Source organism: Thermus sp., from assembly GCF_037444525.1.
Taxonomy (GTDB): domain Bacteria; phylum Deinococcota; class Deinococci; order Deinococcales; family Thermaceae; genus Thermus.
The window spans coordinates 1-24,523 of sequence record NZ_JBBIMD010000031.1 but is presented as its reverse complement, the minus strand read 5'-3'; the positions used below and the strand labels follow the sequence as shown (position 1 = coordinate 24,523).

21 protein-coding genes, 1 other RNA gene and 2 pseudogenes are annotated in these 24,523 nt (G+C 68.7%); 13 read left to right on the top strand and 11 right to left on the bottom strand.

The window, feature by feature from the left end:
• Window positions 1–364 (bottom strand): annotated as a pseudogene (locus WKI94_RS06610) (hypothetical protein); the annotation flags it as partial.
• Window positions 365–526: 162 nt separating this feature from the next.
• Here WKI94_RS06610 and WKI94_RS06605 point away from each other — a divergent pair.
• The 6 genes from WKI94_RS06605 to WKI94_RS06580 are packed head-to-tail and all read left to right on the top strand — an operon-like array spanning window position 527 to window position 7,483.
• Window positions 527–1,351: a hypothetical protein gene (locus tag WKI94_RS06605; protein WP_337844977.1), complete on the top strand. Its 825-nt coding sequence runs from the start codon at window positions 527–529 to the stop codon at window positions 1,349–1,351.
• 48 nt (window positions 1,352–1,399) lie between these two features.
• Window positions 1,400–2,230 (top strand): hypothetical protein, encoded by an 831-nt coding sequence (locus tag WKI94_RS06600; protein WP_337844976.1) that lies wholly within the window; start codon window positions 1,400–1,402, stop codon window positions 2,228–2,230.
• On the top strand, window positions 2,227–2,706 hold the full coding sequence (locus WKI94_RS06595) for a hypothetical protein (protein ID WP_337844975.1): 480 nt from the start codon (window positions 2,227–2,229) through the stop codon (window positions 2,704–2,706). The genes WKI94_RS06600 and WKI94_RS06595 overlap by 4 nt, the downstream gene beginning before the upstream one ends.
• A 1-nt stretch (window position 2,707) precedes the next feature.
• Window positions 2,708–5,854 carry a hypothetical protein gene (locus tag WKI94_RS06590; protein ID WP_337844974.1) on the top strand — a complete coding sequence of 1,049 codons (3,147 nt, stop codon included), beginning with the start codon at window positions 2,708–2,710 and terminating at the stop codon, window positions 5,852–5,854.
• A 23-nt stretch (window positions 5,855–5,877) separates the two neighbouring features.
• On the top strand, window positions 5,878–7,047 hold the full coding sequence (locus WKI94_RS06585) for a hypothetical protein (RefSeq protein WP_337844973.1): 1,170 nt from the start codon (window positions 5,878–5,880) through the stop codon (window positions 7,045–7,047).
• A gap of 10 nt (window positions 7,048–7,057) precedes the next feature.
• Complete coding sequence (locus WKI94_RS06580) at window positions 7,058–7,483, top strand: hypothetical protein (RefSeq protein WP_337844972.1); 426 nt, start codon at window positions 7,058–7,060, stop codon at window positions 7,481–7,483.
• Between the two features lie 40 nt (window positions 7,484–7,523).
• On the opposite strand, the gene folE is transcribed toward WKI94_RS06580, so the two are convergent.
• Genes folE through WKI94_RS06565 form a run of 3 tightly spaced genes read right to left on the bottom strand, consistent with a single transcriptional unit; the run spans window position 7,524 to window position 9,230 of the window.
• The gene (gene folE / locus WKI94_RS06575) at window positions 7,524–8,132 is read right to left on the bottom strand and encodes a GTP cyclohydrolase I FolE (RefSeq protein WP_337844971.1); all 609 of its coding nucleotides are present in this window, start codon (window positions 8,130–8,132) and stop codon (window positions 7,524–7,526) included.
• A gap of 38 nt (window positions 8,133–8,170) precedes the next feature.
• Complete coding sequence (locus tag WKI94_RS06570; RefSeq protein WP_337844970.1) at window positions 8,171–8,860, bottom strand: gamma carbonic anhydrase family protein; 690 nt, start codon at window positions 8,858–8,860, stop codon at window positions 8,171–8,173.
• Window positions 8,841–9,230: an NUDIX hydrolase gene (locus tag WKI94_RS06565; protein WP_337844969.1), complete on the bottom strand. Its 390-nt coding sequence runs from the start codon at window positions 9,228–9,230 to the stop codon at window positions 8,841–8,843. Before WKI94_RS06565 ends, WKI94_RS06570 begins: the two co-directional genes overlap by 20 nt.
• A 49-nt stretch (window positions 9,231–9,279) precedes the next feature.
• Between WKI94_RS06565 and typA the strand changes: the two genes are divergently transcribed.
• Window positions 9,280–11,043, top strand: coding sequence for a translational GTPase TypA (typA, locus tag WKI94_RS06560; protein ID WP_337844968.1), 1,764 nt, complete (start codon window positions 9,280–9,282; stop codon window positions 11,041–11,043).
• A gap of 221 nt (window positions 11,044–11,264) precedes the next feature.
• Here the strand turns inward: typA and WKI94_RS06555 are convergent, their stop codons facing one another.
• Window positions 11,265–11,945 (bottom strand): hypothetical protein, encoded by a 681-nt coding sequence (locus tag WKI94_RS06555; protein ID WP_337844967.1) that lies wholly within the window; start codon window positions 11,943–11,945, stop codon window positions 11,265–11,267.
• 23 nt (window positions 11,946–11,968) lie between these two features.
• On the opposite strand from WKI94_RS06555, the gene WKI94_RS06550 reads away from it, so the two are divergent.
• Complete coding sequence (locus WKI94_RS06550; RefSeq protein ID WP_337844966.1) at window positions 11,969–13,231, top strand: replication-associated recombination protein A; 1,263 nt, start codon at window positions 11,969–11,971, stop codon at window positions 13,229–13,231.
• Here the strand turns inward: WKI94_RS06550 and WKI94_RS06545 are convergent.
• The 3 genes from WKI94_RS06545 to ppdK are packed head-to-tail and all read right to left on the bottom strand — an operon-like array spanning window position 13,185 to window position 17,153.
• Window positions 13,185–13,733 carry a hypothetical protein gene (locus tag WKI94_RS06545; RefSeq protein ID WP_337844965.1) on the bottom strand — a complete coding sequence of 183 codons (549 nt, stop codon included), beginning with the start codon at window positions 13,731–13,733 and terminating at the stop codon, window positions 13,185–13,187. The genes WKI94_RS06550 and WKI94_RS06545 overlap by 47 nt on opposite strands.
• A gap of 28 nt (window positions 13,734–13,761) precedes the next feature.
• Entirely contained in the window at window positions 13,762–14,544 is a 783-nt protein-coding gene (locus WKI94_RS06540; RefSeq protein WP_337844964.1) for a carbohydrate ABC transporter permease, read from the bottom strand.
• 5 nt (window positions 14,545–14,549) lie between these two features.
• A complete protein-coding gene (ppdK, locus tag WKI94_RS06535) occupies window positions 14,550–17,153 on the bottom strand; it encodes a pyruvate, phosphate dikinase (RefSeq protein WP_337844963.1) in 2,604 nt (867 codons plus the stop codon).
• Window positions 17,154–17,262: 109 nt separating this feature from the next.
• On the opposite strand from ppdK, the gene WKI94_RS06530 reads away from it, so the two are divergent.
• Window positions 17,263–18,468 (top strand): CoA transferase, encoded by a 1,206-nt coding sequence (locus tag WKI94_RS06530; protein ID WP_337844962.1) that lies wholly within the window; start codon window positions 17,263–17,265, stop codon window positions 18,466–18,468.
• 43 nt (window positions 18,469–18,511) lie between these two features.
• Here WKI94_RS06530 and ffs read toward each other — a convergent pair.
• Window positions 18,512–18,612: signal recognition particle sRNA small type (gene ffs / locus WKI94_RS06525), an RNA gene on the bottom strand.
• A gap of 19 nt (window positions 18,613–18,631) precedes the next feature.
• Here ffs and WKI94_RS06520 point away from each other — a divergent pair.
• Window positions 18,632–19,510 carry an ABC transporter ATP-binding protein gene (locus WKI94_RS06520; protein ID WP_337844961.1) on the top strand — a complete coding sequence of 293 codons (879 nt, stop codon included), beginning with the start codon at window positions 18,632–18,634 and terminating at the stop codon, window positions 19,508–19,510.
• On the top strand, window positions 19,503–20,273 hold the full coding sequence (locus WKI94_RS06515) for an ABC transporter permease (RefSeq protein WP_337844960.1): 771 nt from the start codon (window positions 19,503–19,505) through the stop codon (window positions 20,271–20,273). Before WKI94_RS06520 ends, WKI94_RS06515 begins: the two co-directional genes overlap by 8 nt.
• Here the strand turns inward: WKI94_RS06515 and WKI94_RS06510 are convergent.
• A complete protein-coding gene (locus tag WKI94_RS06510; protein ID WP_337844959.1) occupies window positions 20,248–21,330 on the bottom strand; it encodes an aminopeptidase in 1,083 nt (360 codons plus the stop codon). The two genes, WKI94_RS06515 and WKI94_RS06510, sit on opposite strands and share 26 nt — an antisense overlap.
• Window positions 21,331–21,351: 21 nt before the next feature.
• Here WKI94_RS06510 and WKI94_RS06505 point away from each other — a divergent pair.
• A pseudogene (locus tag WKI94_RS06505) lies at window positions 21,352–21,417 on the top strand (E3 binding domain-containing protein); the annotation flags it as partial.
• Window positions 21,418–21,647: 230 nt separating this feature from the next.
• Window positions 21,648–22,523: a dihydrolipoamide acyltransferase gene (locus WKI94_RS06500; protein ID WP_337844958.1), complete on the top strand. Its 876-nt coding sequence runs from the start codon at window positions 21,648–21,650 to the stop codon at window positions 22,521–22,523.
• Between the two features lie 3 nt (window positions 22,524–22,526).
• On the opposite strand, the gene uvrB is transcribed toward WKI94_RS06500, so the two are convergent.
• Window positions 22,527–24,518, bottom strand: a complete 1,992-nt coding sequence (gene uvrB, locus WKI94_RS06495) for an excinuclease ABC subunit UvrB (RefSeq protein ID WP_337844978.1) — start codon at window positions 24,516–24,518, stop codon at window positions 22,527–22,529.
• Window positions 24,519–24,523 lie beyond the last annotated feature (5 nt).

Below are 24,523 nucleotides of genomic sequence, written 5' to 3'. Positions count from 1 at the left end.
GGGTGAAGCGGCGCTCCAGCACCCAGTCCGAAAGGCCGGGAAGGGCCTCGAGGCCCTCCAGGATCTCCCCCTCCCCCTGGGCTTCCAGGGCGATCCAGCCCGGAAGGGCCAAGGGGTCCTGCCCCTGGGGGAAAAGGGGGCGGCCCAGGGCGGCCTTCAAGCGGTGAAGCTCCACCCGCAGGTTGTTCAGGCCCTGGGCATGGCTGTAAAGGAGGTCCGCTAGGAGAGCCCGGCTCGTGGGGCCTTCCAGGGCCAGGTAGTAGAGCAGGGCCAGGCCCTTTAGGGGGACCTTCACCGACCGACCCCGCTTAAGGAGCCGGGGCGGGCCGAAAAGGGGCAGGGTGTAAAGGGGGGGGTTATCCATGAATAAAAAGGCGTTACGGCCTTCCCCCTTACCTTACCACGAAAACGCTGGCCCTGTCCTCAAGGGGCCGAACCTTGGTAACGGCCGGGTAACGTCCCTTTAGGTACGCTCACCTTGCCTTCAGGGGCCACCACCCCGAAAGGCGGATTAAGGAGGAGATTTATGCGGAAGATTTTGGCAGCGGTATTGGCCCTGGCCCCCCTGGCCTTGGCCCAACAGGTGAGCCCCACCACGGGGAACGGCCCGGACGCCTACGCCAAGGGCCAGGACTCGGCGGCGGTGAACCAGACCATTGAGCTGATCCTCCCCAAGGCCACGGCCCTGCACCTGGACGTCACCACCCTCACCTTTGACCTCACCAGCCTGGATGGGGCAGGGTGGCCCAACTCCACGCCGGACTTTGGGGGTCAGATGGTGTGCGTCTACGGCCTGAACGACCAGGACATCAAGACCCAGCTTGGGGACAACTTCTACAACCAGGTCCAGACCCTCCCCTTGGGTACCAGCTATTCCGTGGCCCAGTGGCCCAACGTCACCATCAACGGCGGGGGCCAGGTCACGGCCTACCCCCCCATCAAGCTGGATAAGGATGGGCAGCTGGTGCCGGGGAGCAAGAACTACTTCGTCTGCTACCGCACCTTCATCCTGCAGAAGTTCTCCAACGGCAAAAAGTGGGAGCTCCAGGTGAGCCGCAATGACCCCCAAGGGGCCCAGGGAATCCAGCACCTCTACATCCAGGACAACCCCTGCGACACCTTCGGCGCGGCCACGGGCCTTTACGAGCTTCCCAACGGGGCGAGCCTCCAGCTGGTGCCCAAGAACCTGCAGGCGGGCCCCACGGGCTCTAGGAGCGCCCAAAACCCTCAGCGGTGCGGCTACAAGAGCTGGCTGGATGACCTGGTCGTGGTGGCGGTCAAGGTCAACAGCGATCTCTGGGGCAAGAGCACGGCGAACCTGACCTACACCCTGGCCACCACCGCCTGGTAGGCCGAGGGGGGCCTGGCCCCTAGGGGCCAGGCCCCACCCCTAAGCGCCATGAAGAGAATTCTTCTCACCCTACTCCTCTTTCCCTGGCCCGTCCTGGGCCAGAGCACCTTAGGGGTGGAACCCCCGGTTTCCCTAAGGGAGGCGGTCCCCGGACAGAACCTGACCCTGGACCTCAAGGTGCACAACGTGGGGGTGCGGCCGGTGCGGGTGCGGGTGAGCCTGGGGGACTGGACCTACGACCCCTTGGGCAACATCCAGTTCCTCCCCCCGGGCACCCTCAAGGAAAGCGCCAGCCGCTTTGCCGCCTTTAGCCCAGGGGAGCTCAGCCTGGCGGCCAAGACCTCGGGAACCCTCACCTACACCCTCACCCTGCCCAAGGAGCTGGCTCCCGGCTCCTACTGGGGCGTGCTCTTCCTGGAAGGGGAGGACCCTAACCCTCCCCCCGGGGTGCCCCTCGCCGTCTTCAAGGTACGCATGGCCCACGTCTTCTACGTGAACATTCCCCCCATCCGCCAGGGGGGGCGGATCCTGGGCCTCCTGCCCACCCCCCCCAAGGCCCCGGAGGACCCTTACCGCTTCGCCATCCAGTACCAGAACACAGGGAACGCCGCCCAGAAGCTCTCCGGCCGCTTTGAGGTCCGGGACCAAGGGGGGCGCACCGTGGCCCAGGTGGAGGTGGAGGAGGTGGTGGTCCTTCCCGGGGCGGTGCGGGTGCTGCCCGTGACCCTGGTGGGCCCCCTGCCCCCGGGAAGCTACACCGCCTTGGCGGTCCTGAACTACGGCGACCCTGCCAAGGACGTGGCCGCGGACCTGCCCTTTACCCTAAAGACTCCCCTGGCCGCCCCCAAGGCGCCCGAGGGGCAAGGAGGTGCCCCATGAGGTTATTGGCCCTGCTTTTTCTCTTTTCCTCCGCCTGGGCCCAGGCCACCTGGATCGTCCAGACCCTGATCCCCGAGACCATCGCCATCCGCACGCCCACGGTGGAGATCGCCTTTGACCTAAAGGACTACCCCCCGAAGAGCTTTCCCGCCCAGTACCCCGCAAGCTTCCCCGAGGGGGTGTTCCCTGTTCAGGTCTACGCCAACGCCCCCGGGGTCTGGAGCCTGCTTTTACAGGTCCCCGACCTCAAGGACCCCACCGGGGAGGTGATCCTGCCCGCAAGGCAGATCCTCTACCGGGTGAACGGGGGGCTCTGGCTCCGGGCGGACGGCACGCCCCAGATCCTCTACACCCAGGCGGGGCCTACCCCGGGCTGGCTGGAGCTTAGGCTGGAGTTCGCCCTGGAACTCGTGGGTAACGAGCGGGCTGGGCGCTACGCCGTCCAGGCCCTGATCACCGCCCTAAGGCAGCCTTAAGATGCGTAGCCTCGCCCTCTCCCTCCTCCTCGGCCTGGCCCTGGCCCAGGTGCGCCTGGGCCCCCTTCCCCCCCTTCAAGGTTCCCCAGGGGCCTACCTCAGCCTGAACGTGGAGGCCGAGGGCCAAGGCCCTGTCCGCTTCCAACTCCTCCTTCCCGAGGGCTGGCAGGCCCTTTCCGATACCCGGGAAGCTCTTTTGGAGGGGAAGGGGGTGGTGGCCTTTACCTTGCGGGTGCCTGAGGCCCCCGCGGGCACCCAGGCCCCGGTGGCGGTGGTGGCCCTAGAGGGCGGGGTGGAGGTGGCCAGGAGCCAAGGGGTGGTGGAGGTCCTAGCCCGCACCGAGCTTCGCCTTTCCGTCCCCGAGGGCCTCGAGGCTCCCATAGGGGCCCCTTTTGAGTTTCCCCTGTACCTGGTGAACGCCTCCAACCATAGGGAAACAGTCTTCTTGCGGGCGGAAGGGGCGGTTTTCCAGATCTACCTGAACCCCCAGAGCCTGGACCTGGACCCGGGGGAGGCCCGGAGCGTCCGGGTCACGGTGGTGCCCCAGGGGCAGGTGGGCTCGGGCTACCCCTTTTACCTTAAGCTGCGGGCCGAGCCTCGCTCCGCCCCCCAGGCCGCCCGGGAGGTGGGCGCCCTCATCCTCTTCAAGGACCCCCTCCTGGCCTCGGGCCGGGGCAAGGACCCCGAGCTCACCCTGGCCCTGCGCATGGGGATGGGCCTGGGCCTGGCCTTTTCCTCTCAGGCTTCCCCTGCCTTTTCCCTGGGCTACACCCTGGCCCCTGCCCTAAGCGGCGCCCTTTCCGACTATTACACCGCCACCCTGGAAACCGCCCCCCTTTCCGGCACCTGGCAGGACCCCTGGAACCCCCCACAAAGCGCCGGGTTCAGCCTCAAGGGGGAGGCCTTGGAGATGCGGGGCACCTATGGGGGGGGCGCTTACCGCCTGCAAAGCGCCTACCGCGCCGGGGCGGTGCGGAGCAGCCTGGACCTGGGGTACCAGCCGGGGGGGGTCTGGACCCTGGCCCTGGGGGCGGTGAGCCAGGACCCGGGGCTGGACCTGCAGGGGAGCCTCTCCACCCAGCTCAAGCCCGATGGCCGCCAGGATGCCCTGGGGGTGCGCTACCGCCTGCCCTTGGGGGGTGGGTTCCTCCTGGGGGCGGGGCTGGACCTGGCGGGACAGATGGCGGAGGGGTACGCCCTCACCCTGGCCCTGCAAGAGACCCTTTCCTGGCAGACCCAGGGCCTGGACCTTACCCAGACCTACGCCGGGGTGCCCGCCGCAGGGCTCCACGCCTTTGGCCTTTCCGGGGGGACCCGCTCCCTGTACCCCTTGGGCCTCAGGGGCCAGACCAGCTTCCAACTTTCTGGCCAGGGGGGGCTTTGGCAGTCCGGCCTCACCCTGTACCTGCAGCCCGTGCCGGGGGCCCTCCTCAGCCTCGGGGGCACCTACCGCCAGGCCCCTGAAGGCCGGTCCTTTGGCCTTGCCCCGGGGTTTTCCGCCACCTTCGCCGAACCTGGGGTTTACGCCGGGAGCCTTTACCTGGCCTACGGCCTGAACCGGGTCCTGGAGGGCCAAGGGCCGGAAGGGGAGACCTTCCAGGCTGGCCTTTCCCTAAGCGCGGGGGCCCTTTCCCTTTCCGGCGGGCTTCTTTTGAGGGACCTGGGGGCAAGGGGCCTCGAGGCCTCCTTGGGCCTCCGCTATAGCCTTGGGGCCTTGGGCTACCTCCAGGGCCTCTACCAGCAGAAGGAAAGCCCCGAAGGGCAGTCCCTCCTCTACGGGGGAAGCTGGAGCCAGCTTTGGGAGGGGGGGCTCGTGAGCGAGCTCCTCTACCGCCGGGAGGTGACGGGGGGCCAGGGGACCCAGCGCTTTGGCCTCACCTTAGGGCAGCGGGACTTCCTCCTTCCAGGCCTGAGCCTGAGCGGGGGGTACGCCCTCCTCCTCCTGCCCGAGGGTCTTCGCCACGCCCTCAGCCTGAGCCTGGGCTACACCCAAGCCATCACCTTTCCCACCCCCAGGCCGGTGGTGGACCTCTTCGGGGGCCGGAGGAGCGGGGAGGTGGCGGGGCGGCTTTTCCGGGACGAAAACCTAAACGACCAGCCGGATCCGGGGGAGGAGGGGCTTGGGGGGGTTCAGGTCTGCCTGGGGGGCGTTTGCGAGACCACCGACGGGGAAGGGCGCTTCCGCCTCCTGGTGCCCGTGGGCCGCTACGCCTGGACCTTCCGGGGCCTGCCCGCCACCCTGGCCCTCCTCTCGGAAGCCCCGGTCCAGGTGGACCTCAACGCCCACCTGGACCAAGACCTCCCCGTGGCCCCGGCGGTGGCCCTGGAGGTGCGGGTTCTGGACGATGGCAACCGAAACGGCCAGGAGGACCCCGAAGAGCGCGGCATCGCCTACGCGGGGGTGTGCGCGGAAGGGCCTGTGACCCGTTGCGCCCGGGCGGACGAGAACGGCCGGGCCCTCCTTGCGGGCCTTTTCCAGGGCACCTACCGCCTGAAGGCCGACCCCCGCTACCTGCCCCCGGGGTACGGGCCGGGCCCCGAGGCCACCCTCCAGATCGCCCCCCCCACGCCTCCGGCCCCCATTTGGGTTTCCGCCCTGCCCCCCAGGCGGGAGGTGGAGATCACCTACCGGGCGGGGGACCTGGCCCTGGTGGGGAGCCTGGCCCCCTTGACCCCGCTGGCGGGGGAGGAGGTGGAGGTGCGGGCCCTGGCCCAGGGGGACCCCGAGGCGGTCTACCTCCTCCTGCCTGAGGGCTCCGTGGCCCTAAAGCCCCAAGGGGAGGGGTACTTTGCCCTCCGCCTTCGCCTCAGGCTCCCCGCCGGCTACCACACCCTCATCCTCCAGGCGGTGAAGGGTGGGGAGCGGGTGGAAAGCCCCCTGGGGGTCCACCTGGCCCAAGGACCCCTCTATAGCCCTGAGGTGGCGGACCGCCCGGACCTCCTCCTCACCCTCCGCTTCCGGGCCCAGGCGGTGCGCCTGGTGGGGGAGGGAGGGGTCTACGAGCTCAAAAGCGAGGACGGCTACACCTGGAAGGGGACCCTGCCCCTTAGAGGGGTGCACACCCTGAGGGTGGTGGCGGATGGGGAGGAGCTAGGGCCCTTACTCCTACGCCTGCCCGGGGAAAGCGCTGGAGAGGGCTCACCTTGAGCCCTTGGGAATGGAGTTGAATCATGAAACGGATTTGGTTGACGGTGGTTTTGGCGGCCCTTTTGGGGGCCTGCTCCCAGCCCTCTGGGGTGCTCAAGCCTCAGGTGGCGGCGGGGCCCGCCCTCACAGTGGAGAAGACGGCAATCCCCCACTTCCGGCGCACCTACCGCTGGAGCTTGGAGAAGCGGGTTTTGGACCCCGCCAGCGGCGAGCTCACCTTGAGCCCGGGTCAAACCCACACCCTCCGCTACCAGGTGGTGGCCAAGGCCCAGGCGGAGGACAGCGGCCACCGGGTGACGGGCCAGGTGGTCTTTAAGAACACGGGCACCGGTACGGTGTACCTGCAAGCCCCCAGCGATACCCTCTCCACCGGGGAGGCGGTGGCCCTGGACTGCGGTGTGGCCTTCCCCTATGCCCTGGCGGAAGGGGCAAGCCTCGCCTGCACCTACGCCCAAGCCCTGCCAGACGGGCAGGCCCGCACCAACACCGCCCAGGTGGCCTGGGGTACGGATGGCCAAAGCTTCCCCAACGCCGCCCAGGCCCAGGCCGGCTTTGCCTTCACCGCCCCCACGGAGGTGGTGGACGAAACGGCCCTCGTGGAGGACTCCCTAAAGGGCGCGTTGGGCACGGTCACCGCCACCGGGGCCACCTTCCAACAGACCTTTGAGTACACCCACTCGGTCCGCTACGAGGCCTGCGGGGACTACCGGGTGGACAACCAGGCCCACCTTAAGGCCCAAGACACCGGCGCCGAGGCCCACGCGGAGGCCAGCGTGGCGGTACGGGTCCCCTGCCAGGGCTGTACCCTGACCCAGGGGTACTGGAAGACCCACTCCCGCGAAGGCCCGGCCCCCTACGACCCCGCCTGGAAAAACCTTGGCCCCCTGGAGGAGGACACCCCCTTCTTCGCCCTGGGCCAGACCTGGTACACCGTCTTTCGGACCTCCCCGAGGGGGAACGCCTACTACATCCTGGCCCACCAGTACATGGCCGCCAAGCTGAACGTTCTGGACGGGGCCTCGGCCCCGGCGGAGGTGGGGGCGGCCTTGGGTGGGGCCGAAGCCCTCTTCTCCAGCTTGCCCGCGGGGAGCGCCGCGCTCACCAGCGCCCAAAGGAGCCAGGCCCTGGCCTGGGCCAACCTTCTGGACGGGTACAACAACGGGCTCATCGGCCCCGGGCACTGTTCGGAATAGGAGGTAAGGCATGAGGAACCTTTTCCTTTTGGTCTTGGCGGGGGCGCTGGCGGCCTGCGGTTCGGCCATCCGCACCACCGGGGCCTTGCGCATCCTTTCCGTGGCCCCCGATGTGGTGGCGGGGTGCACGGTGCGGGCCGGTGACTGGATGGCCCTTAAGGGGAACGATTTCGGTACCCAGGCCCTGTGGGATGGGGGGATGCACTACGTCCTCTTTCCCCCTGGGGTCAGGGCCGAGCCCGTGGAGCTCACCCAGGCGGAGGACCCAGCCACCCTCTTCTTCCAGGTGCCCCTCGAGGCCCAAAGCGGGGAGGTGCGGGTGCACGTGGAGGGGGTGGGGGAGGCCTGGATTCCCATCCAGGTAGCGCCTCCCCTCTCGCCCCAGGTGGCTGTGCCGGGGTGCGAGGCGCCGGCCCCGCCTTCCCAGCCCGAATAGGCCTTGGGCTAAACCCCGCCGGTCTTCCGGCGGGGTTTTCTCACTTGAGGTGGTCCAAAAACTCCTCCCGGGTTTTGGGGTCCTCCCGGAATGCCCCCAGCATGGCGCTGGTGACGGTGCGGGAGTGCTGCTTCTCCACCCCCCGCATCATCATGCAAAGGTGCACCCCCTCCACCACCACCCCCACCCCCTGGGGCTCCAGGATCTCCCGTATGGCCTCCGCCACCTGGACCGCCAGGCGCTCCTGCACCTGGAGGCGGCGGGCGAACATGTCCACGATGCGGGCGAACTTGGAGAGGCCCAGGATCTTCTGGCCCGGGATGTAGCCGATGTGCACTTGGCCGAAGAAGGGGAGCATGTGGTGCTCGCAGAGGGAGTAGAACTCAATCCCCTTGACCACCACCATCTCGCTTCCCTCCGCCTGGAAGATGGCCCCATTTACGATTTCCCCGAGGCTCTGCCGGTAGCCCCGGGTAAGGAAGGCCCAGGCCTTGGCCACCCGTTCCGGGGTCTTCCTGAGGCCTTCCCGCTCGGGATCCTCGCCGATGAGCCTGAGCCACTCTTCGGAAAGGGCCTGAAGGCGCTCCAGGTCCACCTCCGTGGCGAAGCTCAGGCCGGTTTCTTCAATCTCCACCATTCTGCGCTTCATGGTGCCCTATTCCTTCCCTTCCTTGTGTAGCGGGGGGCTCACTCGGGGGCGAGGAGGCCCTCTTCCAAAAGCGCCCGGGCCTCCTCCTCCCCCAGGGGAAACCCCTGGGCCGCCCGCTTTAGACTCTCCAGAAGCTCCTTCTTCCGCTTGAGGCGCAGGTGGAGCTCACTGAAGGGGTTCAGGGCGTCCTGGCCCCTTAGGGTGAGGCGGTAGCGCCGGGGAGGCTCCACGGGGAAAAGCCCCCGGGCGTAGCGCGCCGCCAAGGCCTGGTAGCGGGGGGCGTTTTCCGGTGGGGGGACCGCCTTCACCACCCGGGCCGGGACCCCGAGGGCCAGGTGCCCCTCGGGCACCTCCATCCCCGGGGGCACCACCGCTCCCGCCCCCACCACCGCGTTCCGCCCGATGCGGGCCCCGTTCAGGACGATGGCCCCCATGCCGATGAGGGCGCCTTCCTCCACCGTCGCCCCGTGGACCACCGCCCGGTGCCCCACGGTGACCTGGGCCTCGAGGAGGCAGGGGAAGCCAGGGTCCGCGTGGAGCACCGCCCCGTCCTGGACGTTGCTGCCAGAGCCCACCACCACCCTTTCCAAATCCCCCCGCACCACCGCGCCAAACCATATGGAGGCCCCTTCTCCCACCTCCACCAGCCCCACCACGTAGGCCCCGGGGGCGACGAAGGCCGTGGGGTGGATCCGGGGGGTCTTGTCCTCAAAGCGGAAGGCGCTCAAGGGCCACCTCCAAGAGCCTGAGGTCTTCGGGGAAGGCCAAAAGGGCCCGGGCCTCCTCAGGGAGGAACCAGCCCGCTCCGGTCATCCCGGCCTCGAGGCGGGGCTCCCCCTCCCCTCGCATGAGGAACCAGTGCACCTCCCGTTCCACCCCCTTAGGGTTCACGTAGCGGGTGGGGAAGAGAGGGAGGAGGACCGTGGCCCGGATGCCCGTCTCCTCCAGGACCTCGCGCACGGCGGCCTCCTCCAGGCTTTCCCCTGGCTCCGGGTGCCCCTTGGGGAAGACCCAGAAGCCCAGGCGGTCCCGGAGGAGGAGGACCTCGCCCTTGGAGTTGAAGACCACGCCGCCCGCCCCCCGAACCGGTCCTTCCATGCCCTTATCCTACCCGCCCCGTGGTAGAGTAGGGGGATTGGGTGTGCCCATGAAGATTAGAAATATTGCCATCATTGCCCACGTGGACCACGGAAAGACCACGTTGGTGGATGCCATGCTCCGCCAAGCCAAGGCCCTGGGGAAGGAAGAGGGGGAGCGCATCCTGGATTCCTTTGACCTGGAGAGGGAACGGGGCATCACCATCCTGGCCAAGAACACCGCGGTGGTCTGGGCGGGCGTGAAGATCAACATCGTGGACACGCCGGGCCACGCGGACTTCGGGGGGGAGGTGGAGCGGGCCCTCTCCCTGGTGGAGGGGGTCCTCCTCCTGGTGGACGCGGCGGAAGGCCCCATGCCCCAGACCCGCTTCGTCCTGCGGAAGGCCCTGGAGGCGGGGCTTAAGCCCATCGTGGTCCTGAACAAGGTGGACAAGAAGGATGCCCGCCCCGACGAGGTCCTTTCCCTCACCTTTGACCTCATGGTGGAGCTTGGGGCAAAGGACGAGCAGCTGGACTTCCCCTACCTCTACGCCGTGGGCCGGGAGGGGCGGGCCTGGCGGGAAACCCCCAGGGAAGACCTCTCGGAGCTCTTCCAGGCCATCCTGGAGCACATCCCCCCGCCCCAGGCGGCGGAAGGCCCTTTCCAGCTTAGGGTGGCCAACCTGGACCACTCCCCCTACCTGGGCCGGGTGGTGGTGGGCCGGGTGGCCCGGGGCCGGGTGCGCAAGGGGGAGGCGGTGGCCATCCTGAAGGAGGGAGGCCAGCTCCAGGCCAAGGTGGCCGCGGTGTACACCCACCAAGGCCTGGAGCGCCTCGAGGTGGAGGAGGCCACCCCCGGGGACATCGTGGCCCTGGCGGGGTTGGAGGGGGCGGAGATCGGGGACACGGTGGCGGATCTGGAGGCCCCCGAGGCCCTGCCCCCCTTACGGGTGGATGAGCCCACCGTGGCCCTCACCCTCACCCCCAACACCTCCCCCTTCGCCGGCCGTGAGGGCCGCTACGTGACCGGGCAGAAGCTGAAAGAGCGCCTGGAAAAGGAGCTCCGCACCAACGTGGCCCTGCAGGTCCTGGAGCTTGCCCCGGAGACCTTTGAGCTCAGGGGCCGGGGGGAGCTCCACCTGGCGGTGCTCCTGGAGACCATGCGCCGGGAGGGGTATGAGTTCAGCGTGGGCCAGCCTCGGGTCCTCTTCAAAGACGGCCTCGAGCCCTACGAGCGCCTTACGGTGGAAGTCCCCGAGGACCGCCTGGGGCCGGTGATGGAGGCCCTGGGCCGCCGCCGGGCGGAGATGGTGCACATGGAGGTGGGGAGCCGGGTGCGGGCGGAGTTCCTCCTGCCGGCCCGGGCGCTTTTTGGCTTCCGGAGCCTCTTCCTTTCCCTCACGGGGGGGGAAGGGATTCTGGGCCACACCTTCCACGGTTACGGCCCCTTCGCCGGTCCCCTGGAAACCCGCACCACGGGGAGCGCGGTGGCCATGGAGGCCGGGGTGGCCACCCCCTATAGCCTCCACCGGCTGCAGGAGCGGGTGCGGTTTTTCATCCGGCCGGGCACGGAGGTCTACGTGGGCATGATCGTGGGGGAGCACGTGCGGGAGAACGACCTCGAGGTCAACGTCACCACCGCCAAGAAGCTCACCAACGTCCGGGCTGCAGGCTCCGACGAGAACATCCGCCTCATCCCGCCCAGGCCCCTTTCCCTGGAGGAGGCCCTGGAGTTTTTGGCCGAGGACGAGCTTCTGGAGGTGACCCCCAAAAGCCTCCGCCTGCGCAAGAAAGTCCTGGACCCAAGCGCCCGCAAGCGGGCCGTGGCCCGGTAAGAAGGAGGGGGCCTTAAGGCCCCCTCCTTACGCCCTTGGCCTTTACTCCTCTTCCCGCTCCCCGTAGGTTTCCAGGGCTTCCTGCCACGCCTGGCTCACTTCCTTGGCTTGCTCCATGGTGCCCTCCTTAAGCCTAAGGGTAGGGAAGGAGGGGCGGAGGCAGAGCGGGTTAAGCCCAAAACCTGTACACGGGCGGGCGGTGTAGCCCTTTGGGGGCTACACTACCCCGAGAGGATGGCCTCCGCTTTGAGGCGGGCCAGGACCCCCTCCAGGCTTCCCCCCTGCCACCGCTCCACCGCCTGGGCGCTTAGGGGAAAGCGCTCCCGCAGGCGCCGGAGGAGGCCCGCTGCGTCCTCGGGCCGGCTGCCCTGGAGGACCAAGAGGTAGCCCTCTTCCAGCCGGAAGGCCAGGTCCCCCCGCCGGAGTTCGGAAAGGAGGCGCTCGGGGCCTATGGGGGCCTCGAGGTAGACCAGGACCAAGGGGCGCCTCAGGGCAAGCCCCTCTAGGGCCCCCGCCATCCGCTTAAGCTCCTCGGGCCCCCCGATCCCTTGGGAGGGCGGGAGGAGGGGGGCCTCTTCCCCGGTGCCCAGGAGGAAGGCGGCCAGGAGGGCCAGGCTTCCCAGGATGGGCGCCACGTACCCAGGGAAGGGAACCCCCCCCACGAAGGCGGAGGCGGCCCTCAAGGCCAGGTCCAGGGTCCAGAGGGCCAGGGCCAGGACCAGGGCGAACTGGACCCGGGGGGCCAGGGGAAAGCGGGAGAAGAGGCTCGCCGCCCCCGCCAGGAGGAGGGCCGCGAGGAGGAACCCCAGGCCCTCCTCCAGGTTCCCTTCAGGGGCAAGGAGGGCAAGGGGCAAAAGCCCCAGGAGGAAGAAGGCCCAGGGGAGGAGGAAAAGCCCCCGCATGCTCCCTCAGGCTACCACGTAGGATGAGGGGGATGGGCCCCCTGGCCGAGCGCCTTCGCCCCAGAAGTCTGGACGAGGTCCTGGGCCAGGGCCACCTCCTGGAGCCCTTGCGGCGCTTTTTGGAAAGGGGGTACCTCCCCTCCCTGGTCCTCTTCGGCCCCCCAGGAAGCGGCAAGACCACCTTGGCCCGGCTCCTGGCAGAGGGCCTTGGGCGGCCCTTCCGCCACCTCTCCGCGGTGGAGGCGGGGCTTAAGGAGGTGCGGGAGGCGGTGGAGGAGGCCAAGAAACGGGGCGGGCTCGTACTTTTTCTGGATGAGATCCATCGTTTTAACAAGGCTCAGCAGGACGCCCTCCTCCCCCACCTGGAATCGGGCTTCCTCACCCTCATCGGGGCCACCACGGAAAACCCTTCCTTCGCCCTCACCCCTCCCTTGCGCTCCCGCCTGCGCTTCTTCCCCCTGAGGCCTTTGGGCGAGGGGGACCTCCTCGCCCTTCTCCGAAGGGCCCTCCAGGACCCCCGAGGCCTCCCCGGGGTGGAGGCGGAGGAGGGGGCCCTCCGCCTCCTGGCCCAGGCCGCCCAGGGGGATGCCCGCCGGGCCCTGAACGCCCTGGAGCTTGCCGCCCTTTCGGGGCGGGTCACGGAGGAAGGGGCCAGGGAGGCCCTAGGGGCCCTGCTCCCCGCCATGGACCGGGGCGGGGACCTCTTCTATGACCTGGTCTCGGCCCTGCACAAGAGCATCCGGGCTAGCCACGTGGACGCTGCCCTCTACTACCTGGCCCGCCTCCTCCTGGGTGGGGCCGACCCCCTCTATGTGGCCCGGCGGCTCATCCGCATCGCCGCGGAGGATGTGGGCCTGGCGGACCCTCAGGCCCTAAGGCTTTCCGTGGCGGCCAAGGCGGCCTACGAGGCCTTAGGGAGCCCAGAGGGGGAGCTCGCCTTGGTGGAGGCCGCGGTGTACCTGGCCCTGGCCCCCAAGTCCAATAGCCTCTACGCCGCCTGGAAGCGGGCGGAAGAGGTCCTAAAGGCCCATCCTGGTGCCCCTGTGCCCCCCCACCTCAGAAACGCCCCCACCGCCCTGCACAAGGCCCTGGGCCACGGGGCGGGGTACGCCTACTACCATGAGGACAAGGAGGGAAGCTTCGCCCAGGCCTACCTGCCGGAGGGCCTCGAGGGCCTCGCCCTCTTTGAAGCTAGGGGGGAGGGCTTTGAGGAGCGGGTGCGGGAAAGGCTGAAGGCCCTCAGGGCGCGCTTCCGAAGCGCCAGGCTCCGGAGAGGTTCAGGATGAGGCCGGAGCCCCCTGCCCAGAGAACCCCCACCTCCCCGATCCGCTCCCGTTCGTAAAGCCCTGCGGAGAGGCCAAAGAGCCAGCCCTGCCCGTCCCCTAACCCCGGAACCCCTACCCAGTAGACCCGCGGGGAAACGTACGTTCCCCCACCCCCCAGAAGAAGGCCCAGATCTGCCACCACCGGCACCCCTTGGCTCCAGTCCGCATCCGGGCTTGGGGGCGGCAGGGTGAGGCCAACGTCCAGGGCGGTCCCCGGGGCCAGGGCCCACTTGACCCCGCCCCTTAGGCCCCACTGCAGGCCCAGGTTCCACTCAAAGGTTCCGTTCCCTCCCGCGTAGGCCAGGTAGGGTAGGGGCACTACGGGGTACTGGTTGGCGAAGGGGTTGATCACTAAGGAGGCTCCCACGGTGAAGCTTGGATCCTTGGCCGCCTCCGGGGTCCGGAGGGTGGCCACGGGCACACAACCTGAAAGGAGAAGGACCAAGGCGATCCACCTCCACATCCTTTCACCCCTTCCCTTTAGGCCCAGTTTACCCCTTCAGCCCCTCTTCAAAGGTGGCCACCACCCGCCTTTCAAAGAGCAGGTAAAGGAGGGCTAGGGGGAGGACGGAAAGAAGGGCGGCGGCGGAGAGGAGGCCCCAGTCCGTGGGGTGCTTGCGCTGGAGGTCCGTAAGCCAGGTCTGGACCGTCCAGAGCCCGGGGTCCGAGACCACCACCCGGGGGTAGAGGACCAGGTTCCAGTGCGCGGCAAAGGCCAAAACCCCTGCGGCCACCAGGGTGGGCCGCACCAGGGGGAAGAGGATCTGGAAGAGGAGGACCCCATGCCCCGCCCCGTCCAGCCGGGCGGCCTCCAAAAGCTCCTCCGGCACCCCGCGCATGGCCTGGTAGACCAGGTAGACTACAAAGGGGCTTGCGGCGAAGGGGAGGACCAGGGCCCAAACCGTCTCCAGAAGCCCAAGACCCTTCAGGATCCCGTAAAGGGGCACCAGGAGGAGCTCCGCCGGGATGGCCATGAGGACCAGGTAGAAGGGGAGAAGGCCGAGCCCGGCGCGTAGGGCGTAAGCGGCCAGGAGGGCGGTGAGGAGCTCCAGGGCCACTACCCCCCCGGAAAGCCCCAAGGAGAAGAGGAGCCTTTCCCAAAACCCCTCTCCCCTTAGGGCTTTAAGGTTTTCCAAACTAAAACCCAAGTGGCGGAAAAGCTCCCCGCTGTAGACCGCCTCCTTGGGGAGAAAGGCGGCGTAGGCCATCCAGAGGAAGGGGAGGAGGATGAATACCAGGATAAGGGCGACGAAGAGGTGCCTGAGGAGCCCCATCCCCCCTACTCTACACCCAGGGGGGTCTTCCGCCTTTCCAACCCCGCCTGGGCCGCGGCCAGCCGGGCGGTGAGGACGCGGTAGGGGCTGGCGGAGACGTAGTCCAAAAGGGGCTCAACGAAGCGCACGCTTGCCGCTTCCCCCCCGTGCTCCCCGCAGAGGCCGAGTTTCAGCCTGGGGTTGGCCCGCCGCCCTTCCTCCACCGCAAGGCGGAGGAGCCGCCCCACCCCCTTCTCGTCCAGGCGCTCCGTGGGGTCAAAGGGGAAGAGCCCCTCCTCCAGGTAGCGGGGCAGGAACCGGCCCGCGTCGTCCCGGGAGAGGCCAAAGGTCATCTGGGTGAGGTCGTTGGTGCCGAAGCTGAAGAAGTCCACCAAGGGGGCGATCTCCCCCGCCAGGAGGCAGGCCCTGGGGGTCTCCAGCATGGTGCCGAAGGGGATGGGACCGTACTCCTGAAAGAGCTCTTCCGCCAGGGCCCGGGCCCGTTCCACCTCCTTGGGGTCGGCCACCAGGGGGACCATCACCTCGGGCCTGGGGTCCAAGCCCTCTTCCCGAAGCTCCCGGGCAGCCTCGAGGAGGGCTTTTAGCTGCATGTGAAAGATCTTGGGCCTGAGGAGGAGAAGCCTCACCCCCCGGAAGCCCAGCATGGGGTTGGCCTCCTTCAGGGCCTGGGCCCGCTGGAGGAGGGCCTTAGCCCCCCCATCCCCCGCCTCCGCCTGCTTTTTAAGTTCCTCCTCAGGGGGCAGGAACTCGTGTAGGGGCGGGTCCAGGAGGCGCACCGTTACTGGGAGGCCATCCATGGCCCGGAGGATCCCCTTGAAGTCCTCCTTTTGGAAGGCGTAAAGCTGGGCTAGGGCTTCTTCTTCCTCCCTTTCGTCCGCCGCCAGGATGAGCCGCTGCATGTGGGGCAGGCGTTCGGGGGCGAAGAACATGTGCTCCGTGCGGCATAGCCCGATGCCCTCGGCCCCCAGGGCCCGGGCTTTCTGGGCGTCCTCGGGGGTGTCCGCGTTGGCCCGCACCCCCAGGCGCCGGTGGGCCTCCGCCCAGGAGAGGAGCTTTCCCAGGAGGCCCGTATCCCCGCCCTCCAGGAGGGGCACCACCCCCAGGTACACCTCCCCCGTGCCCCCGTCCAGGGTGAGGAGGTCCCCTTCGCGGATCTCCACCCCCTCCGCCACCGCCCGCCCTTCCTCGGGGAAGACCCTCAGGGCCTCCGCCCCCACCACCGCCGGCACTCCCAGGCCCCGGGCCACCACCGCTGCGTGGGAGGTGAGCCCGCCCCGGGCGGTGAGGATGCCCCGGGAGAGGTACATGCCGGTGATGTCCTCAGGGGTGGTCTCGGGCCGCACCAGAATGGCGGGAAGGCCCTGGGCGCTAAGGCGCTCCACGGCCTCGTTGGTGAAGGCCGCGTGGCCCACCGCGGCGCCCGGGCTTGCGGGAAGCCCCCGGAGGAGGGGCTTTGGGGCCTTTTCCCGGTCCACCGCGGGACGGAGGAGGCCGGGGAGGGCGTTGGCCTCCACCCTTAGGAGAGCTTCCTCCTTGGAGATGAGGCCTTCTTCCGCCATCTCCACCGCGATGCGCACCGCGGCCCGGGCGGTGCGCTTGCCGCTTCGGGTCTGGAGGAGGAAGAGCCTTCCCCGCTCCACGGTGAACTCAAAGTCCTGCATGTCCCGGAAGCGGCGCTCCAGGCGCTCGGCCACCTGCAAAAGCTCCTGGTAGACCCCAGGGGCGTAGGCCTTTAGGGCCTCCAGGGGCTCGGGGGTGCGCACCCCCGCCACCACGTCCTCCCCTTGGGCGTTCCGGAGGTACTCCCCATAGAGGCCCTTCTCCCCCGTGGCGGGGTTACGGGTGAAGCCCACCCCGGTGCCCGAGTCCTCTCCCAGGTTGCCGTAGACCATGGCCTGGACCACCACCGCGGTGCCCATCTCCTCGGGGATGCCGTAGATGCGGCGGTAGGCCTTGGCCCGGGGGTTCTGCCAGCTTCTGAAGACGGCCTCTATGGCCCCCCGAAGCTGGGCCCAGGGGTCCATGGGGAAGGGGGTGCCCCGCTCCTCCAAAAGGCGGAGGAAGCGGAAGGAGAGGGCCTCCAGGTCCTCCGCCCCTAGGGCGGTGTCCGCCTTTACGCCCCTCTTCTCCTTGGCCTCCTCTAGAAGGGCCTCGAAGGCCTGGGGCTCCACCCCCAAGACCACCTCCCCGTACATCTGCACCAGCCGCCGGAAGGTATCCCAGGCGAAGCGGGGGTTCCCCGTGGCCCGGGCCAGAGCCCCTACCCCCTCCAGGGTAAGGCCCAGGTTGAGGATGGTGTCCATCATCCCCGGCATGGAAACGGGGGCCCCGCTGCGCACGGAAACGAGGAGGGGAGGGGTGGTCCCCTCCCCCCGGCCGAAGCGCTTCCCTACTAGGCCCTCGAGGGCCGCCATCTTGGCCTCCACCGCCTCCCAGAGCCCGGGTACGGCCCCTTCCCGCAGGTAGAACCGGCAGGCCTCCGTGGGCACGATGAAGGCCGGGGGCACGGGGAAGCCCGCCTGGGCCATCCCCACCAGGCCGAACCCCTTGCCTCCCAGCACCTCTTTCCCAAGGCCTTGGGCCTCCGAAAGCAGGTACACCTGGACCATGCCCCAAGGATAGGGGCTTTTGTGGAAGCGTGGAAAGGTGTAGCCGTGTAACTCTTACACCGTTCCCCCCTTACGAACCCTTACACCCCTTTGCCCTTAGCATGGGGCTATGCGGCCCTTGGAAGGCCTTCGCGTCCTGGACCTCTCCCGGATCCTGGCAGGGCCCCTTTGCACCATGATCCTGGCCGACCTCGGGGCGGAGGTTTTGAAGGTGGAACCCCCCTGGGGGGATGAGACCCGGGGCTGGGGGCCCCCTTTCCTGGAGGGGGAGAGCGCCTACTTCCTCTCCGTGAACCGGGGGAAACGGAGCCTCGCCCTAGACCTCAAGCGCCCTGAAGGGCAGAGGGTGGTGCGCTGGCTGGCCGAACGGGCCGATGTCCTGGTGGAGAACTTCAAGACCGGTGACCTCGCCCGCTACGGCCTGGACTACGAGCGCCTAAGGGCCCTGAACCCTAAGCTCGTGTACCTCTCCATCACCGGCTTCGGCCAGACGGGCCCTAGGGCCAAGGAACCCGGCTACGACGCCGCCCTACAGGGCTACACCGGCATCATGTCCGTGACCGGGGACCCCGAGGGCCCCCCCATGAAGGTGGGCGTGGCCTGGATTGACGTGATGACCGGGATGATGGGGGCGTTGGCGGTGCTGGCCGCCCTATGGGAGCGGGAAAGGAGCGGCCTCGGCCAGCGCATAGACCTCGCCCTCTTTGACGTGGGTCTCTTCGCCCTGGCCAACCTGGGGGAAAGCTACCTCCTTACGGGTAGGCCCCCCAAGCGGCTTGGGAACGCCCACCCCCAGATCGTTCCCTACGGGGCCTTCCCCGCGGCGGACGGCTTTTTGGTCCTCGCGGTGGGAAACGACGAGCAGTTTAGGAAGCTCTGCCACCTCCTGGGGCTTCCCCAGCTTTGGGAGCGTTTTCCCCAAAACGCGAGGCGGGTGGAGGCCCGGGAGGGGGTGGAGGGGGCCCTTTCCCAGGTTCTCCGCACCCACCCCCGGGCCTACTGGCTGGAGCTATTTCGGAAGGAGGGGATCCCCGCCGCCCCCGTGAACGACCTCGCCGAGGCCTTCCAGGACCCCCAGGCCCGGGAGCGGGGGGCGGTCTGGACCCTGGCGCACCCCCTTCTCGGGGCCCTCCCCACCCTGGCCAACCCCTTGCGCTTCCTCTCCCGCACCCCCGCAAAGCCCACCCTTCCCCCGCCCCTTCTGGGCCAGCACAGCCGGGAGGTCCTCCTCGAGGCGGGCTTCTCGGAGGAGGAGGTGGAGGGGCTCTTTCGGGAAGGGGTGGTCAAGGGGACGGCCGGGGGAGATGGAGTGTGATTTCTCAAAGCCCCCATCGCGGCTTGGGCTGCGATGGGGCAAAAAGCCCCCGGCTTCCCAGCGGCGCCCGACCCGGAGCGCTTAGGGCTGCTTCCTTCCGGACCTGACCCGGTTCACGCCCGGACCGCCGCGCTGGACCGGGGGCTTTTGTAGTATAGCACCCATGGAGGCCTTAAAGGTGGAGGGCCTAAGCAAGCGCTACAGGCGAAAGCCCATCCTGGAAAACATCTCCCTTGCGGTGCGCCCGGGGGAGGTTTATGCCCTGGCAGGCCCCAACGGCTCCGGCAAGACCACCCTCATCCGCCTCCTCACCGGGCTGGCCTTCCCCACGGCGGGCCGGGCGTTCCTTTTGGGGGAGGATGTGCACCAAAACCCCAAGGCCCGCCGCCACCTGGGGGCGGTGGTGGAGGCCCCTGCGGCCTTTTACCCCCACCTTACGGGGCGGGAGAACCTTAGGCGGCAGGCCTACCTTTCCGGGATCAGGGACGAGGGCCGCATCGGGGAGGTCCTGGCCCGGCTTAGGCTCCTCGCGGTGGCGGACCAGAAGGTGGCCCTCTACTCCTTGGGCCAGCGCCAAAGGCTGGGTCTGGCCGCGGCCATCCTCCACCGCCCCAAGGTCCTGGTGCTGGACGAGCCCACCAGCGGGCTGGACCCCGAGGGGGTGGAGCTGGTCCACGCGCTCCTGCGGGAGCTGGCGGCGGAAGGGGTGGCCGTGTTCCTCTCTACCCATCACCTCCAGGAGGTGGCCCCGTACGCCCACCGGGTGGGGATCCTGGGGGGTGGGCGCCTTTTGGACGAGGTGGAGCTTGGGGAGAGGCACCTTTTCCGCCTGGTGGCGGAGCCCCTAGAGGGGGCCTTGGCCCTCCTCAAAACCTTGCCCCAGGTCAAGGGGGCTAGGCTCCAGGCGGGAGCCATCCTCCTGGAGGGGGAGCCGGAGGTGGCCCTTAGGGCGCTCCTTTCGGAGGGGTACCGGGTCCTGGCCTTCCACCCTCACCGGTTTGACCTCCTCGCTTACTACCAGGAAAGGGTGCAGCATGCTTAGGCTCTTCCTTTGGGAGCTGGACAAGCTCTTCCATCTGCGCTCGGTGCGCCTTGGGCTTTTGGTGGCCTTCCTCCTTCCCTTCCTCTGGGCCCTGGCCCCTGGGCTTAAGGAGGTCTACGGCCTGGTCCTGGTCTCGGGTTGGCAGGTGGTGGCCTTAGGCCTCCTTGCGGGGATGGAGTTCCTCTTCCCCTTCCTGGTGGTGATGGCCGCAAGCGAGGCCTTGGGGGCGGAGGTGAGCCAGGGCACCTTGAAGACCCTCCTCCTCAGGCCCTTTCCCCGCTACAGCCTTCTCTTCGCCAAGCTCCTGGCCGCCTTCCTCTACCCCTTCCTCCTCCTTTTGGCTAGCTTCCTGGGAGGAGTTTTAGCGGGCCTGCCCCACGGCCTTGAGGGCTTTTTCGGTGGCACGGGGGTGGGGCCTGGGGGGTTTGCCGGGGTTGGGTACCTTTCCCCCTCGGGGGCCTTCCTGGAGCTTTTCAGGGCCCACCTCCTGGCGGGGGTGGTGCTCCTTCCCATGGCCGCCTTGGCCCTCCTCTACGCCACGGTCTTCCTCTCCACCACGGCGAGCGCCCTGGCCGCGGTGGCCACCCTCCTCCTCATGCGCCTCCTGGTGGCCTTCCCTGCCCTCACCCCCTTCCTCCTCACCACCTACCTGGACCTCCACCTGCGCCCCCAGGCGGCGGGGGTGGGGCTTCCCCTTCTCCTCCTCTATGCCCTGGGGTTTGGGGGGCTTGCCCTCCTCATCTTTGAGCGAAAGGACCTCTAAACCTGCCCCCCTCCAGGATGGGCTCGCCGTCCGCAAGGAGCCGCCCCTCCTCGAGGGAGAGCACCAGGTCCAGGTGGAGGGCGCTTTCGTTCTTCCCGCCCGTTTCCGGGTAGCTCCGGCCCAGGGCCAGGTGCACCGTGCCCCCCATCTTCTCGTCCAGGAGGATGAGGCCCGTGGGCCGGTCCAGGGCAAAGTTGGTGCCGATGCCCACTTCCCCAAGCCGCTTGGCCCCCCTGTCCGTGGCCAGGGCGGAGAGGAGGTAGTCCGCCCCCGCTTCTGCCCCCGCCTCCACCACCACCCCGCCTTGGAAACGGAGGTAGGCCCCCTCCACCCGCCTCCCCCCCACGAGGGCCGGGAGGTTGAAGCGCACCTCCCCCTCCGCCGAGTCCTCCAGGGGCCCGGTGAAGACCTCCCCCGAGGGCATGTTCCGCCTGCCGTCGGAGCTAATCCAGGTGCGGCCCGCCACGCTTAGGGTGAGGTCCGTCCCTGGGGCCTGGATCCTTAGGGTTTGGGCCTGGCTGAGCCCGGCAATGAGCCTTTCCTGGAAGCGGGCAAGGGCCCGCCAGGCCGCCACCGGGTCTTCCTGGTCCAGGAAAAGGGCCCGTTCCAGGTAGCGCCGGAAAGCCTCCGTGCCCATCCCTGCCCCCACCGCGTAGCCCACCGTGGGGTAGAGGGTGAGGGTCCAGCGCTTCCTAAGCCGGAGCTCGGCCAAGGGGCGCCAGGCCCGGGCGTGCTCCACGGCCAGGGCTGCCTCCACCTCGGCCCCCTCCAGGGGGTTTTCCTGGGAGAGGATGCGCAGGAACTTGTCCGCCCTCTCGTATAGGGCCTGTTCGGCCGCGGGGATCTCCGTCCGCCACCGGCCCCCGTGTAAGAGGAAGTCCCGCCCTTCCCCGGGGTAGCCCAGGCGGATGAAGGGGTAGGCCCCCCGCATGAGGAGGGCCCGCTTCAGGTGGGGGAGGAGGGGGAGGGCGGGGGTTTCCGCCTCTATGAGGACGGTTTCCCCCTCCTTGGCCTCGAGGCAGTAGTCCGCAAGGAGCCTGGCAAAGCGCGCTTCCACTCCTGCTATGATAAGGCCAAGATGGAAGAACCCAAGATTACGCCCCTGGCCCGGCGCCTGGCCGAAGAGAACGGGATAGACTGGCGTCTTCTCAAGGGGACGGGCCCCGACGGGACCATCGTGGAGCGGGACGTCCTGGCCTTCCTGGCCAAGGTGATGGCGGGGGAGGTGGACTTGCCCCCGGCCCCCGAGCCCTCCCCGCCCCCCCCTGTGCCCGAGGAGGAACTCCGGCGGGCACAGGAGGTCTTGGGCCGGGAAGGGGTGGACCTTTCCGAGGTCCTTCCCACCCGGCCCCCGAGCCCTCCCCGCCCCCCCCTGTGCCCGAGGAGGAACTCCGGCGGGCACAGGAGGTCTTGGGCCGGGAAGGGGTGGACCTTTCCGAGGTCCTTCCCACCCGGCCCCCCACGGTGGAGATCCGGGAGGAGGAGCTGGACCTCGAGCCCATCCTCCTGGACGACCTGGAGGACCTGGCCCTGGAGGAGGAGCCTCCCATGGCGCCCCCGGAGCCCGAGCCCACCCTGGAGGAGTGGGGGGAGGAGCTCCTGGCCCAGGCCGCCCATGAGGTGCGGGAGGAGGTGGACCTCCCCACGGAAGCGCCCCTCCCCGAGGAGGCCCCGGCCCCCTTGGTGGAAGAGGCCCCCTCCGAAGCCCTTCTGGAGGAACTGGAGGACCTGGGGTCCTTGGAAGAGGGGCTGGAAGCTCTGGTGCAAGAACCCCAAGAGGTGGCCCCCGCCTTCGGGGTGGTGGCCCCCCCGCCCTCGGCGGCCGCGCCGGTCCTTAGGGTCTTCCGGCGGCGGCTGGACCCAGGGGCCCTGGAAGCGGCCCAGCGGGCCTTCGCCCAGGCCTTCGGCGTGCCTGAAACCCCCATGCCCTTCCTCCTTAAGGCCGCGGAGAAGGCCCTTGCGGAGCTCGAGCTCCCCCTAAGGCCCCTTATGGGCCTCCTGGAAGGGGAAAGGCCCCTGGGCCTTAGGCCCAAAGGCCCCTTCCTCGCCCTCTTCCGGGGGGAGGGGGAGGAGGCAGGGGAGGGCCTTCTCTGCTTCGCCGGAGCGGAGGAGGTCCACACGGGCCGCCCGAGCCTCTTCCTCCTGCCCGAGGGCCTCCTCGCCCTCTCCGGGGTGGAGGAGGGGGTGGCTAGGCGGCTTTTGGAGCGGGTGGCCCTTTACCTGGAACACCCCGTCCTGCTCCTGGCCTAGCCCCTAGCGCCGTTTCTTCCTACGCTTCCCGGGCACGGGCTCTGGGGAAGGGAGGCCTTGGAGGCGGGCCTCGAGGGCCCTGAGCTCGTCCCTCAGCCTCGCCGCCCGCTCAAAGTCCAAGGCCTCCGCCGCCTGCCACATGGAAAGCTCCAGCTCGGCGATGCGCTCCTTAAGGTCTTCCTGGGCGAGCTCCAGGGGGGCTTCCTCCCCGTACCCCTCGGGTCGGATGACGGCCCTGACCCCCTTCCGCACCGTCTCGGGCACGATGCCATGTTCCCGGTTGTAGACCTCCTGGATGGCCCTCCTCCGGTTGGTCTCCCGGATGGCCCTTTCCATGGCCTCGGACACCCCGTCGGCGTAGAGCCAGACCTCCCCGCGGGCGTTCCTCGCTGCCCGGCCGATGGTCTGGATGAGGCTCCGTTCGCTCCGGAGAAAGCCCGTCTTGTCCGCGTCCAGGATGGCCACCAGGGAGACCTCGGGGAGGTCCAGGCCCTCCCGGAGGAGGTTGATCCCCACCAGGCAGTCAAAGTGCCCAAGCCTTAGGTCCCGGATGAGGGCCTGGCGCTCAAAGGCGTCCAGCTCGTGGTGGAGGTAGCGGGCCCGGATGCCCTGCTCCACCAAAAAGTCCGTGAGCTCCTCCGCCATGCGCACGGTGAGCACCGTGACCAGGGTCCTCTCCCCCCTCGCCGCCCGCTCCCGGATCCCCTCCATGAGGTCCAGGATCTGGTTCTCCGTGGGCTTGACCCGCACCAAGGGGTCCAGAAGCCCCGTGGGGCGGATGATCTGCTCCACCACCCTCCCCGAGTGGGCGAGCTCAAACTCCCCCGGGGTGGCGGAGACGAAGACCACCTGCGGGGCGCGCTCTAAGAACTCCTCAAAGCGCAAAGGCCGGTTGTCCAGGGCCGAGGGCAGGCGGAAGCCGTAGTCCACCAGGGTCTTCTTGCGGGCGTAGTCCCCTCGGTACATCCCCTGAAGCTGGGGCACGGTCACGTGGGACTCGTCCAGGAAGACCAGGAGGTCCTCGGGGAAGTAGTCCAAAAGGGTGTAGGGGGGCTCCCCCGGGGCCTTCCCGGTGAAGTAGCGGGCGTAGTTCTCCACCCCCGGGCAGGTGCCCATGACCCTAAGCATCTCCAGGTCGTAAAGCGTGCGCTCCTTAAGCCTTTGCGCGTAGAGGAGCTCCCCCCTTTCCTCAAAGTAGCGCACCCGCTCCTCCAGCTCCTTTTGGATCTCTTCCAGGATCTCTTCCAGCCCCTCCGGGGAGAGGTAGTGGGTGGCCGGGAAGAGGACGAAGCCGGGAAGCTCCCTAAGCCGCGCCCCCGTGGTGGGGTGGACCTGGAGGATCCGTTCCACCTCGTCCCCGAAAAGCTCTACCCGGAGGGGCTCGGTCTCGTAGGCGGGGAAGATCTCCAAGACCTCCCCCCTGGCCCGGAAACGCCCCGGGGTGAGGTCCAGGTCGTTCCGCTGGTAGCCAAGGTCCAAAAGCCGCTCTAAAAGGGCCTCCCGGGGGTAGCGCTCCCCCCTTTGCACCACCAGGTTCCGCGCCCGGTACTCCCGGGGGTCCCCAAGGCCGTAGATGGCGGAGACGGAGGCCACCACGATGACGTCCCGGCGGGTGAGGAGGCTCCGGGTGGTGGAGTGGCGCAGGCGCTCGATCTCCGGGTTGATGCTGGCGTCCTTCTCAATGTAGAGGTCCCGGCCCGGCACGTAGGCCTCGGGCTGGTAGTAATCGTAGTAGCTGATGAAGTACTCCACCGCGTTTTCCGGGAAAAGCTCCCGGAACTCCGCGGCCAGCTGGGCGGCCAGGATCTTGTTGGGGGCAAGGACCAGGGCGGGCCGCGACAGGGCCTCTATGACCTTGGCCACCGTCACCGTCTTCCCCGTGCCCGTGGCCCCAAGGAGGGTGACGAAACGCTCCCCATCCCTTAGGGCCTCCAGAAGCTCCCTTATGGCCTTGGGCTGGTCCCCCTTGGGCTCGGGGCCCTGGTAGCGGAACATCCCCT